13 protein-coding genes and 1 pseudogene are annotated in these 13,815 nt (G+C 37.6%); all 14 read left to right on the plus strand.

Features of this window, described 5'->3' with window-relative positions; all coding sequences use genetic code 11:
• Positions 1–375 precede the first annotated feature (375 nt).
• The 14 genes and pseudogenes from DXA20_RS05510 (at position 376) to DXA20_RS05580 (ending at position 13,364) form a co-directional block, all read left to right on the plus strand.
• Positions 376–564 carry a transcriptional regulator gene (locus DXA20_RS05510; protein ID WP_009247528.1) on the plus strand — a complete coding sequence of 63 codons (189 nt, stop codon included), beginning with the start codon at positions 376–378 and terminating at the stop codon, positions 562–564.
• The gene (locus DXA20_RS05515; RefSeq protein ID WP_009247527.1) at positions 565–1,656 is read left to right on the plus strand and encodes a site-specific integrase; all 1,092 of its coding nucleotides are present in this window, start codon (positions 565–567) and stop codon (positions 1,654–1,656) included.
• Positions 1,646–1,980 (plus strand): annotated as a pseudogene (locus DXA20_RS16695) (plasmid mobilization protein). Before DXA20_RS05515 ends, DXA20_RS16695 begins: the two are co-directional and overlap by 11 nt.
• On the plus strand, positions 1,970–3,124 hold the full coding sequence (locus tag DXA20_RS05525) for an AAA family ATPase (RefSeq protein ID WP_009247525.1): 1,155 nt from the start codon (positions 1,970–1,972) through the stop codon (positions 3,122–3,124). Before DXA20_RS16695 ends, DXA20_RS05525 begins: the two are co-directional and overlap by 11 nt.
• Positions 3,125–3,477: 353 nt before the next feature.
• The gene (locus tag DXA20_RS05530; protein ID WP_019190307.1) at positions 3,478–4,617 is read left to right on the plus strand and encodes a plasmid recombination protein; all 1,140 of its coding nucleotides are present in this window, start codon (positions 3,478–3,480) and stop codon (positions 4,615–4,617) included.
• A gap of 26 nt (positions 4,618–4,643) precedes the next feature.
• Positions 4,644–5,021, plus strand: coding sequence for a TnpV protein (locus tag DXA20_RS05535; protein WP_009247523.1), 378 nt, complete (start codon positions 4,644–4,646; stop codon positions 5,019–5,021).
• 453 nt (positions 5,022–5,474) lie between these two features.
• On the plus strand, positions 5,475–7,019 hold the full coding sequence (locus tag DXA20_RS05540) for an ATP-binding cassette domain-containing protein (RefSeq protein ID WP_009247522.1): 1,545 nt from the start codon (positions 5,475–5,477) through the stop codon (positions 7,017–7,019).
• Between the two features lie 84 nt (positions 7,020–7,103).
• A complete protein-coding gene (locus tag DXA20_RS05545; protein WP_009247521.1) occupies positions 7,104–7,601 on the plus strand; it encodes a nucleotidyltransferase domain-containing protein in 498 nt (165 codons plus the stop codon).
• Positions 7,602–8,011: 410 nt separating this feature from the next.
• Entirely contained in the window at positions 8,012–8,881 is an 870-nt protein-coding gene (locus tag DXA20_RS05550) for a DNA adenine methylase (protein WP_118559599.1), read from the plus strand.
• A 12-nt stretch (positions 8,882–8,893) separates the two neighbouring features.
• On the plus strand, positions 8,894–10,495 hold the full coding sequence (locus DXA20_RS05555; protein ID WP_118559600.1) for an ATP-binding protein: 1,602 nt from the start codon (positions 8,894–8,896) through the stop codon (positions 10,493–10,495).
• A 226-nt stretch (positions 10,496–10,721) separates the two neighbouring features.
• A complete protein-coding gene (locus DXA20_RS05560) occupies positions 10,722–11,132 on the plus strand; it encodes a GNAT family N-acetyltransferase (protein WP_118559601.1) in 411 nt (136 codons plus the stop codon).
• 360 nt (positions 11,133–11,492) lie between these two features.
• A complete protein-coding gene (locus DXA20_RS05570) occupies positions 11,493–12,461 on the plus strand; it encodes a caspase family protein (protein WP_118559603.1) in 969 nt (322 codons plus the stop codon).
• 36 nt (positions 12,462–12,497) lie between these two features.
• Positions 12,498–12,881, plus strand: coding sequence for a TIR domain-containing protein (locus tag DXA20_RS05575; RefSeq protein WP_118559604.1), 384 nt, complete (start codon positions 12,498–12,500; stop codon positions 12,879–12,881).
• 27 nt (positions 12,882–12,908) lie between these two features.
• Entirely contained in the window at positions 12,909–13,364 is a 456-nt protein-coding gene (locus tag DXA20_RS05580) for a toll/interleukin-1 receptor domain-containing protein (protein ID WP_118559605.1), read from the plus strand.
• Positions 13,365–13,815: the final 451 nt, after the last annotated feature.

Genomic DNA, 13,815 nt, shown 5'->3' on the forward strand with positions numbered 1-13,815 from the left:
ACAAAAATGTTTAATATTTTCTTTGCAACCACTTGACAATAGCAAATATGTTTAGTAAAATAAATTACGAATTAAACAAATATGCTTAATGCGACAACTGAATGACCGTCCGAAAAGCCAAACCGCCAAGACCTCGTCGGAGCAAGTTCCGTATCGTTCGCTTGTGTGCAAGCACAAAAGCTCATTCGCTGCACTGCTCCTCCTCTTCCCCAAAAGTCTCCGACTTTTCGGGAACCCCTATACGAGCGAGCGCCTGATGTACTGCGGTGCATTGGGACAGCACAGCGCCTGCCGACAAGCAGGAGTGCCTGTTGGAACTTTAACACGGAGAAAGCGGCAAGCAAAAAATTATTTTAAGAAAGGAAGAAAAAGGATATGGAAAACAGATTTATCCGAGCCGAAGATGTGGCTCAGGAACTAAACGTATCAAAACCTTATGCATATAAACTCATCAGACAATTAAATGAGGAATTGAAAGCAAAGGGCTTTATTACGATTGCAGGGCGTGTAAATCGCCAGTATTTTTACGAAAGGCTCTACGGAGCAGGAAAGGGGGAAATGTAAATGCCGGTATTTAAGAATGAAGATAACGGTACTTGGTATGTGATGGCAAGGTATGTGAACTGGAAAGGGGAACGCAAGCAGAAATGCAAGCGTGGCTTTGCTACCAAACGAGAAGCACAGGAATGGGAAAGAATGTTCAAATTGCAGACTTCTTCAGACCTTGATATGAGTTTTGAAGCCTTTACGGAGCTTTATATCAATGATGTGAAGAACCGTTTGAAGGAAAACACGTGGCTTACCAAAGAGCATATCATACGCACAAAGATACTTCCGTATTTCGGGAAACTGAAAATCAGCGAGATTTCCACAAAGGAGATTATTACTTGGCAGAATGAAATGCTTGCCTATCGTGATGAGAAGAAAAAGCCTTATTCACAGACGTATCTGAAAACGCTGCACAATCAGTTGTCCGCCATTTTCAATCACGCTGTCCGCTACTATGAACTGCGTTCCAATCCTGCGGCAAAGGTGGGAAATATGGGACGTGAGGAACACAAGGAAATGCTGTTCTGGACAAAGGAAGAATACAAGAAATTCTCTTTTGAGATGATGGACAAGCCTGTTTCCTTTTATGCGTTTGAAATGCTTTACTGGTGCGGTATCCGAGAGGGCGAGCTGTTAGCTTTGACTCCGGCAGATTTCAACTTTGATAAGGAAACAGTCACAATCAATAAATCCTATCAGCGTTTGAAAGGGCAGGATGTGATTACTTCTCCGAAAACGAAAAAGAGCAACCGCACGATTAAAATGCCGAAGTTTCTGTGTGAGGAAATGAAAGAATATCTCGGTATGCTTTACGGATTGAAGAAGAAAGACCGTATCTTTACGGTGACGAAAAGCTATCTTCATCACGAGATGGACAGAGGGGCAAAGGCGGCAGGCGTGAAGCGTATCCGCATTCACGATCTCCGTCACAGCCACATTTCACTCTTGATTGATATGGGCTTTTCTGCGGTGGCGATTGCTGACCGAGTTGGTCACGAAAGTATTGATATTACTTATCAGTACGCACACCTCTTTCCGTCAAAGCAGATTGAGATGGCAGAAAAATTAGATGATTTAGGGAAAGGAGATTTTGAAAATGTCAGCTAAGAACAGAGATAACAAAAATCGTTGGAGGAATATCACAGTAGGGTTTCGAGTATCGCCCGAAGAAAACGAACTCATTAACAGAGCTGTAGCTCTATCAGGATTGCCAAAACAGGAGTATTGTTACCGCCGTTGCTTAAATCAGGATGTGGTGGTACAGGGCAATCCGAGAGTGTATAAGGCGTTGAAAACGGAATTTGCCACAGCCTTGCGGAACTGAAAAGGATTGAAGCAGGAAAAGGTGTGGATGATGAACTGCTGAGTGTAATAGAACTGATTTCCATTATTCTCGGCGGTTTGAAAGGAGAGGATGCGAATGGAGAATAAAAAAGAAATGACTATTCCAAATGTATCTGCGGCAACAGATGCGGAACAGTCACTTTCCAAATGTACTGACAATAGTATAGTCAATCAGGATACGGATTTCAAGGGGTACGAGCAATCTTTTGAAGAAATGCAAAGGGAAATACTCAGACAGTTAGACCCTTCCTATCTGAAAACAGTATCAATGACAACGCTGTATGATACGGTGTTTGAGGTTCAGACACCACTTATCGACGGTCTGCTCCAAAGGGGAACTTACCTTTTCGTAGGTTCCCCGAAAGTGGGAAAGAGCTTTATGATGGCACAGCTTGCCTATCATATCAGCACAGGCACACCGCTTTGGGAGTATAAGGTGCGTAAGGCAACGGTGCTTTATTTTGCCCTTGAAGATGATTACCCACGTTTGCAGAAGCGATTGTTTCAGATGTTCGGTGCAAAGGAGACAGGCAATCTGTATTTCGCAACGGAATGTAAAACGGTCAATGGCGGACTGGAAGAACAGATAAGAGGGTTTATGAGGGAACACCCAGACACAGGCTTGATTATCATAGACACCTTAAAGCGTGTGCGTGAAGCAGGCGGAGCAGATTACAGCTACGCAAGTGATTATGATGTTGTGGCAAGGCTGAAAGCGTTGGCAGACAGTTACAAGGTTTCAATGCTTATTGTTCATCATACACGCAAACAAAAATCGGAAGATATATTCGATATGATTTCAGGCACGAATGGTCTGATGGGTGCGGCAGACGGTGCATTTGTTCTCAGTAAGGACAAGCGTACTTCCAACAATGCCACACTTGATGTTGCTGGCAGAGACCAGCAGGATATGAAAATCCATCTTGTAAGGGACAGCGAGCGATTGGTGTGGAACTTTGCAAAATCGGAAACGGAGATGTGGAAAGAACCGCCCGAACCTCTGCTTGAGAAGATAGCGGATACGCTCTTTTCGGAAAGTGACAGATGGGAAGGAACTGCTTCGGAACTTTGCGAAAGGCTTGCGGTGGATATAAAGCCGAATGTACTTTCTTTAAGGCTCAGTATCAACGCAAGCAGGCTGTTTCGTGATTACGGTATCCGTTATCAGAACAGCCGCACACACGACGGAAGAAAGGTTTCACTTTGGAAAGAAACCGAGCAGACGGCGTGACAAACGGTGTCAAAGGTGTCAATGTTTTTGAGAGCAGCACGCTGTGAAAAACATTGTCACCATCGTCACACTTTGACACCGGATAAAGTTTAGGGGAGTGTGCAGAGAGTGCCTTTTCAAAGGCGGCTCTTTGGTCTCGCCTGCTGGCTCGGTCGGTTCGCAGGCGTGTGTGCCACCGGCACACGCTCACCCCTCGGAGAGCCTCGGAGAACGCAAAACCTGTTTACAGGTCGCATTTTTGATGGGTGTACCCGTCAAAAGTGCTTTTGCGTTACTTTTGACAAAAGTAACAAACCTGAGAATGTTGAAATTTACAGATGGGAGATGAAAAAATGCAGAGAACGATAAGTGCAATGGTCGGTAAAGGCTCGGTCAATCACAATAGCCGAAAGTTCCGAGCAGAAAATGTAGACGGAACTCGTACTCATCTCAATATCGACTACTGCAATGAAAATATAAAGACAGTTTATCACGAATTGTTTGATGAAGCATTGGAAAGATACAATGCCAAGCAGATAAGGTCAGACCGAAAGATAAAAGATTATTATGAAAAAATCCGAAGTTCCAAGCAGGAAAAACCGTTCCACGAAATCATTTTACAGGTGGGCGGTAAGGGAAATATGAACGCCGATACGGAAAACGGAGAACTGGCAAAGCAGATTTTAGATGAATACTATCAGGGTTTTCAGGAGCGAAATCCACAGCTTCGGGTGTTCTCGGCTCATCTGCATATGGATGAAGCTACACCACATCTGCACATAGATTTTGTACCTTTTACCACAGGCAGCAAGCGTGGACTTGATACAAGAGTGTCACTAAAGCAGGCTCTTGCAACGCAAGGTTTTAAGGGCGGCAGTCGTGGCGATACGGAGTGGTCGCAATGGATACAGTCCGAAAAAGAACAGCTTGCGGCGGTGATGGAACGTTATGGGATTGAGTGGGAACATTTAGGCACACACGAAAAACATCTTTCTGTTTTGGATTATAAAAAGCAGGAAAGAGAAAAAGAAGTGGCGGCATTAGGTGCGAAAATCGAGCAGAAACAGATTGAATTTGATGTGTTGTCGGAACGAGTATTGAACTATGATAAGGCAAAAGACGAGCTGTCAAATCTTGAAATAGAGCTTGATACTGCACCGAAATATCAGTTGCCAGAACCAGAGAAATTTATGACTGCAAAGGCATATAAAACCAAAATGGCAGAGCCGGTTGTAAGGAAATTGAAGCAACTTGTCAAAACGGTGCTTGCCCGCTGCTTTGAGGGGTGGGACAACTATCATAGGCTGAATACAGCGAATGCACAGTTATACCGCACCAATCAGCGTTTGGAGAAAGTCAATGAAAGATTGACCGAAGAAAACAAAATCCTAAAAGCAGAAAATAAAGATTACAGCCTGCTCCGTAAGGTTTTTGGTCGCAAACAGATAGATGATTTGTTGGAGCAGGCAAGAACAGTTAAAGGTCGCAAGCGTGATAATACACGATCACGATAGACAAAAATCACAGGAGGAAAAGGAAAATGACAAAGACAATTTTTGAAGAAATGGGCGGAACTTATAGACAGGTGGGTGATTATTTATTGCCGAACATCACAGTACCAGCCGAAGAAGAAATAGAGCCGATTGGTTTATGGGGGAAACGACATGCAAGGCATTTAAAGGAACACTATAAAGTGTTATATATGAACCTGCTGACAAGCGGAAAGCTGCATAGTTATCTTGCAGAAGTCGATAAGCAAGCAGAGGATATGTTTCTTCGACTGGTAAAGGAATATGCCGACAGACAAGATGTGACGGAACAATTAAAGAAAGATAATCCCTACGAATGGATTGGAAGAATGAATAATATTCAGGCTTGTGTGAGGGAAGTTGTAGGAACGGAGTTGATTTACACATAAGCGTTTTACGGTATGGTGCTCCTGCGTTTGCTGGAGTGCTGTGGTTGTGGTTGTAAAGAGGTTGTGAAAGATTGAATTTCGTAATGGTTGGATGTATAATTAGAAAGTGAAAATTTTAATTTGCACTTCCATAAGGTGAAATGTATTGACACAAAAAATACAGTATGATAGTATTGCCATTAGAAGAAAGAAAGGCACATTTTGTGTAAGGTGAGGAAATGATTAATAGATAATTTGATTTAAGTAAGACACATATAGTTATTGAGCCTGTAGAGAATAGGTTTGTTTTGTGTACGCTTAAGTTGGATTATCGCAAGAGGCATTTCCTTTGTTTTCCTTTTGGAAAAGAAATAAGGGGCTATTTAGCGAGTCTATTTTTGCGTATGCAAAAAAGACTCGTTTTTGTGTGTTCAAAATAATAATTGGCTCAGACTTCGAAAAGGAGAAACTTTAATGTTGCAGATAAAAAAATTAAATTTAACACATAAAAAAGACCTGAGAATAATTCTTAATGATTTCAACCTTGTGCTAAATGATGGAGATAAGGCAGTTATTATTGGAGAAGAGGGAAATGGGAAATCGACATTAATGAAGTGGATATACAATCCGTCGCTTGTAGAAAACTATATAGAAGCAGATGGGGAAAGGATAATGGGACACGAACGTCTTGGTTATCTTCCGCAGGAGATGCTCGATGAAGATAAGGAAAAAACAATATACGAATATTTTTCTGAAGAGGAAATATTCTGGGAGAAAACGCCTAAAGAATTGTCTGTTATTGCGGGAAAATTTGGAATGAAAAATGATTTTTTCTACAGTAACCAGACAATGGGTAGTCTTTCAGGAGGCGAAAAAGTCAAGACACAACTTATGAGGCTTTTCATTCGCGATGTTTCTGTGCTGTTGTTGGACGAACCTTCCAATGACATCGACATTGCGACGCTTACATTACTGGAAAAAATCATAAATGACTGGAAGCACATTGTGCTTTTTATTTCACACGATGAAACGCTGATAGAGCGTACTGCCAACATGGTGATACATATCGAGCAGATTATACGAAAAACAAAGGCGAGATATACCGTGGCAAAGCTTCCCTATAGACGCTATGTGGAAGAACGGCTTCATAAATTTGAAATCCAAAAACAGCGGGCACTGAGTGACCGTAGGGAGAAAAAGATTCGCGATGAAAAATATCAAAGAGTTATGCAGAGTGTACAAGGTGCATTAAGAAGTTGTACCAGACAAGCACCGTCTGTTGCCAAAAACTTAAAGGACAAAATGCATACGGTTAAGGCAATGGAACGAAGATTTGAAAAAGAAGATGAAAATATGACTCAGATGCCGGAACAGGAAGAAGCAATCTTTGTCAAATTAGGGGATGAAAACTCACACATTCCCGCAGGAAAAACGGTCATAGAATATGAACTTTCAAAGCTTGTGACTCCGGATGGCAAAAGAATTTTAGCAGAAGGAATTCATTTAAAAATAAAAGGTTCAGAAAAAATCTGTATGATAGGAGCCAACGGGGCAGGAAAAACGACTCTTCTAAAAAAGATAGCGGAAGAACTCCTAAATCGGAATGACATTAAAGCAGAATATATGCCTCAAACTTATGAAGACCTGCTGGATTTGGATGTTACACCGGTTGATTACCTTGATAAAACAGGAGATAAAGAAGAGCGTACAAGAATTAGAACATACCTTGGTTCACTTAAATACACACCAGATGAAATGGAGCATCCGATTCGGGAGTTATCAGGCGGACAAAAGGCGAAAGTGCTTCTCTTGAGGATGAGCTTAAGTGGTGCAAATGTTCTTATTCTGGATGAACCGACAAGAAATTTTTCACCATTGTCCGGTCCGGTAATAAGAAAAATGCTCCGAGAATTTCCGGGGGCTGTCATTAGCATTTCTCACGATAGAAAGTATATTGAAGAGGTGTGCGATAAAATATATCAGCTAAATCCTAATGGATTACAGCTAATTGGTGATTGATAACAAAAAGGATGAAAGACTGACAAATTTCAGGCTTTTAGTGAGTTGGAAAGCATACAAAGATTTGAATTTGGAGGATAGATTATGGTACGTACAGAAGATGCATGTGAAATTATAAAATATGCTTTGCAAAACGAAATTAAAGTATATTTAGATGGCGGATGGGGTGTTGATGCACTTCTTAAAAGAGAATCAAGAATACACAATGATATTGATTTGTTTGTTGAACTGAAACATTATCATGATTATATTTATGTGATTAAGCAGCATGGATTTGAGGAAGTAAATACTGATTATACAACGGATGGTCATACTGTCTGGAAAGATGATAAACAAAGAATCATTGATTTACATTGTTTTGAATTTACAGATGACGGAATTGTTTATGAGGGAGATATATTTCCATCAAAAACTTTTTCCGGTATTGGAAAAGTTGGAGATATAACTGTTTCTTGTATTGAACCATTGAGTCAGGTAATGCTTCATTTGGGATATGAACACGATAAAAATGATGTGCATGATGTGATGCTGTTGTGTGAAACATTTCAAATAGCAATACCAGATGAATATAAGGAAAAGTAAAATTTCAGTTTTGTGTTGAATCTCTAAGCAAAATAGCTTATAATTTGACATGCTACATATAGTTATTATCCACAGTTATCGAGTAGGTGTTATCAATGCCGATAACAAAATGATAACATTAGCTCGTATAGGCAGGATAATATGGATATATCAAATAATCAAAAGAACGAGAAACATTACAGAGAATAATTCCTAAACAAAAAGCGTTAGTCTTTGTAGAGTTTGAATAAGAAGAAAATAGCGGGAAGCCTTGTAAATAGGGGCTTCCTGGTTTTGATGTAAGCAGAACAAGATGCATGTGTTGTGAGAAGAAAAAGAACAAGGGGATATATTTACATAACGTAAGCAGGGGATTAGATAAAAGTATATGATATTTGCATCATAGTAGTTAAAAAGAAAGGAAGAGTAGCGTGTTTTTTTCTCCGTTGAGATATCCAGGTGGTAAAGGAAAACTAGAGCCATTTATGGAATTATTGATTAAACAAACAGGACATTTCGGTGGAACATATGTGGAGCCATTTGCTGGTGGCGCAGGAATTGCATTAGAATTGTTGGAAAAGGAAATTGTCAATGAAATAGTTATCAATGATTTGGATAAGGGAATTTATTCGTTTTGGCGAGCAATTCTTACTGAGACAAATAGATTTATAGATGATATTCGAAATGTAGAATTGACAGTTAATGAATGGAATAGACAACGTCAAGTGATTGATGATTGTAGACGATATAGTTATGAACTTGGATTTGCTACTTTTTATATGAATCGGACAAATAGATCAGGAATAATAAAAGGTGGTGTAATAGGGGGTGTGGAGCAGGCTGGCACTTGGAAAATGAATGCGAGATTCAATAGGGAAGGATTAATCGAACGTATCGCTAAGATTGCCGAAAAGAAAAGTCGTATCCATTTATATAATAAGGATGTTAGTTCGTTTGTTTTAAATTATTTGCCAAGATATCAACAAAATGCATTTGTTTATTTTGACCCGCCCTATTTTGAAAAGGGAAAACAATTGTACTTGAATTTCTTTTCGTATAATGACCATGTTAGAATTGAGAGAATGATAGATAATCATGTTAATTGTGACTGGGTTATTACATATGATGATGTTCAAGAAATCGCGGATATTTATCAAAATCATATTTTGAGAAGGATTGATTTGAATTACAGTGCTGCTGTAAAGAGAAAAGCAAGTGAGATTATTGTATTTAGACATCCAGATATGATACCAACGGATATTCAATTGCAGCAGAGTGGGATTTGTGTGAATTTACGATAAAGGAGAACAGAGATGTACAAATTATTAAAATTGAATGATTTTAGGCAATTTAAGAATATGAATATTTTATTAGGAAAAAATATCACTGTTTTAGCTGGTCGGAATTCAACGGGAAAATCTACAATTTTAGGTGTGCTAGCTAATAGCGGTGAATTGAAAAAGAAGGATGGTACTACATATTCTAATAGACGGTTTAGAGCAGAATTTAGCGAGATATTTCATGGAAGTAAAAAATATGATGCATCTGGCTCGGACAGAATACAAATTGATATAGTTGATGAAAACGATAATATAATAGATTACAGGAAGTTTCGGACTGCTTGGCAAAATGAAAAAGGAAAGGATCGGTTTAGGGTCATTCCAATAAAGTTTTTAGATGGTGGAAAAAAGACAGAAGCAAAAATGCAGATACCTGTAAGTTATTTGGGCTTATCAAGATTATTTCCTATAGGTGAGGCAAACGAGGAAAAAATTGTCAAAAATAAGATAAATTTTATGGATGATAAACAAAAGAATTGGTTTATTGAGCAATATAAGCAGATTCTATCATTGTACGATACGGTTACGGACATTAGTAATTATTCTATAGGAGAAACAGATAAGAAAAAGGGGGTTGGAATTGAAACTGACAAATATGACTATCTTACAAATTCGTCTGGTCAAGATAATTTGGGGCAGATTTTAATGGCTATTTTATCGTTTAAAAGACTGAAATTGCAGCGAGAAGACTGGACAGGTGGTCTTTTGCTGATTGATGAAATCGATGCAACTCTTCATCCGGCTGCACAGAAGAGATTGATTGATCTGCTGATAAAGGAAGCAAAGATAAATAACATACAAGTTGTGGTTACAACACACAGTTCCGATTTGCTTAAGCATATTTGCAATAAGACTGCACATAATAGTGATAGTAAGAATAATAATGTTGAATTGTATTATTTCACAAATGGAAATCGCCATTTGGAAATGAGACGAAATCCAGAGTATTCGACAAATGAAAATGATTTATTGGTGGAGTCTATGTTGCAAAACGCAAATAAAGTAAAAATTTATTCAGAAGATGCGGAAAATAGGTGGTTTATAAAAAAACTTGTGCCAGAATATTTACCCTATGTGGATATGTTGGATGTTAAAATTGGCTGTGATCAGTTGTTAAGTTTGTATACAGGAGATGTGTCATATTTTGGAAATGTTTTGATTGTGCTTGATGGTGATGTGGCGGACAAGGATCTGCAAACAATTCCTGAACAATTAAGAAAACGATTGAACAATATTATTAGATTGCCAGGAAATGTCAGACCAGAGGAAGTAATATACAACTATGTTTTGAGTTTGGAGTCAGAACATCCATATTGGGAAAACGCAGTTAAAGTTGATATGAATTGGACTTATTTTAAAGAAAATGGTCCTGAATCTTCTCGATATAATAAAGGAAAGGAACGGGAGAATTATAAAAAATGGTTTGAGGATCATCAGGCAATTTTTGATTCAACAAGGTTATATGATTTTTGGGCAGCCGATAATAAGGACTTGGTGGAGAAATTTAAAACAAACTTTGTTGATTCGTATAATGCTGTAGCCGGTAGAATTTTTGCTAACACAATTAAAGATTAATGATATAGTGACACTTTATATTAGAGTATATCAAATCATAAAATATGCAAAAATTTCAATATGAGGTTATATTGTATATCGAAAATAATAAGATCAATCTGTAATATGACAGAGGTTGCGTAGAATGAAATAATGGAAATTAGTGTAAATAGTGAGACCGTTTCAAGTTTTGTGTAAACTCAAAAAACTGACATTTTGTTTCAAAGCAGATTTGAGGAGATAGTTAATGATAGAAAGTACGAAGGTAGAATTTGGCAGAACATCAGATATTGATTCATGGATGCAATTAGTGAGAAAAGTAAGTTGGGATTTTCCGGGATTAGAGGCAGAGCAGAGTATAGATGAACACAAAATAATAGTATTGAAATTCATGAATGATAAACGTGCTTTGTGCGTGAAGAACGAACAAGATATTGTTGGCGTGCTTTTATATTCAAGAAAGCATAACATGATATGTTGTCTGGCTGTTGATCCAGCTTATCGAAAAAGGGGAATTGCTTCGCTTCTTTTAAAAGAGGCACTTGATAAACTTGATAGAGATAAAGATATAACTGTGTCTACATTTAGAGAAAATGATGTTAAAGGAATTGCACCTAGAAAATTATATAAGAAATCGGATTTGAAGAGGGCGAGCTGATTGAAGAATTTGGATATCCTAATCAAAGGTTTGTGTTATATAAAGCATCAAATAAAGAGTATACGGAATAAATTCAGAACAAATATATATGGTAACGCAAAGAACATTTCGAATGTTTTGAAAGCTCTATATATAGATAAAAAATATTGGAAACTTACATACAAATGTCGAACTGTGTCGAAAGAAAAACAATGTATTTATAAAAATTATATGATATTCTTATATTAGTTGATATGTGTCATTAGTTGATGCTTTTTGTCGAATGAATGAGAACAAGTACGTTATTCGAAATCATTGCCTTATACAGTTTCGTACACATTTTAATGATGCATTGTTTTTGAAGAAAGGTGGGTTATAACAATGAAGAAAGCGTTAATAGTTGGTTTAAATGATTATCCGAACAGTAAATTAGAGTGGTGTGATAATGATGCGATTGCAATGAAGGAATTGATAGAATCTAATGGTGATGGTTCCCCTAATTTTGATGTGGTTTCAATTATTGATAGCTGTACAAAAAATAATTTAAAAGCAGCTATTGGGAAACTATTTGTTGACGATGCAGATATAGCCCTTTTATACTTTTCAGGACATGGTACAAATATAGATGGCGGATATCTTTGTACTACGGATTTTTCGGAAAGTGATTATGGCGTTAGAATGACGGATGTATTAGAAATGGCTAATAAATCTCACTGTAAGAATAAAATTATCATTTTAGATTGTTGTTTTGCGGCTAAAATGGGCGAGACTATATTACTTAATAATAATTCTGTTCTGGGGGAAGGCGTAACGATAATAGCAGCAAGTCAATCGTGGCAGACTTCTGCGGAAAATGGTGCTATACAACATGGTGTATTTACTGAATTACTTATCCAAGGATTAAAAGGAGGTGCCGCTGATATTGGTGGTAATATTACACCAGCAAGTTTATATTCATTCGTAGATCAGTCATTAGGTGCATGGCAGCAGCGTCCTGTTTTCAAGACGAATATTTCTCGGTTTTTACCATTGAGAACAATACAGGCCAAGGTTCCGAAAAACATACTTAGAAAACTGAGTACATATTTTAAAAATCCGACAGATGAGTTCAAATTAGATCCATCATATGAATACACAAATGCACCAGAAATTGAACATAAGGTCATAGAACCATATGCTGATACAGAACATGTTAGTGTTTTTAAAGAATTGCAATTATTTGAAAGCGTTGGTCTCATAGAACCTGTTGGGACGGAGCATATGTATTTTGCGGCAATGGAAGATAAGTCTTGTAAACTAACTGCATTAGGATTACATTATTGGAAATTGTCAAAAGATAGGCGCTTTTAGATTGTGACATTTTGAAATCATGAGGAGGAATTTAAAATGATTAATGTATTTATACCACATCGTTGGAATAACAATGACTATTCAGAAATAAGTGCGTTGCTGGATAGGACGAAGTTTAGTGTGAGGGATTATTCTGTTCCGAGTAGTTCGCCGTTTGATAATGTCGATAGAAGATACAATGTTGATCCAAAAATACAGAAACAGATAAAGTATGCAAGTGTAGTGGTATGTTCTAATCGACCAGCCAATAATTCTGGAATGTCGATGGATGAGATACGCTTTGCTATTTCTATTGGTAAACCAGTTGTTGCTGTTAAGATTACTGAAAGTACGAGTTCAAATATTTCAAGTTTAAATATTCCGGTAATTGCTAAACGAAGAGATTCATTGGAGGATTGGATTCGCCAGAACGTGCATTAACATTTATTAAGGATAAGGTGGTAGGGAATGCGAATATTTATATCTCATAAATTAGAAGATGCAGCTACAGCAAATTTGATAGCAAAGGAATTGAAAGAAATCAAAGTGGAATGTTATCTTGATTTGCTTGATAATTCCATAACAGAAAGCGGTAAAGTTCTAACTGATCATATACGTGCAAACTTAAATGATTGCACAGATATAATTGTTGTCATGTCAAATGTGACAAGATTTTCACAGTGGGTTCCATTTGAAGTAGGTATGGCAGCGCAAAAAGATATGCCGACAGCAACTTTTTTGAAAGAAGATGTTTCTTTGCCAGATTTCTTACAATATTGGCCTCGGTTAAAGAGGTATACGGATATTAAAAAATACGTATTAGCGAAAAATGAAGTGGATAAAGAATATCGTTTTATTTATGAATCAGTAAGCCAACAGCGAAAAACGGAACGTTTTTACGATGTGTTAAAACAACGTTTATAACAAAAAGGTGTGGCAACGATTTGGCAACAGAAAATCAGTAAGCCAAAACAAAATATGCAAATGAAGTAAAATAACGGCAAATTTTAAATAAAACTTAAACAAAACAATTTAAGTTAAAGCAACAATTTGCCGAGTTTGAGTAACGGACTAAAATGCCGAAAGCCTGTATATATGCGGGTTTCCGGCATTTGTTTTATCAAATGGCTCTAGTTTGGCTCTATTTGTGGGGAGAGTAATTGATGCAAATGTAATTATTCAGAAGAATGAAAAGGAAAAAATGATATGAAGAAATGCAAACTGATATGTAATGACTTTTGTCAAGAGTAAATTCGAAAAAAATCAAAAAAAAATTAATTATTCTGTTTTCTGAAGGCACCCAGAAAGAGCTTCGGAGTATCAGTTCCCGGCATTGGCCACTCTGATATACGTGGATTGGTTACCTACAGGTCAA

The organism is Roseburia sp. AM59-24XD (assembly GCF_003478445.1).
GTDB lineage: Bacteria > Bacillota > Clostridia > Lachnospirales > Lachnospiraceae > Jutongia.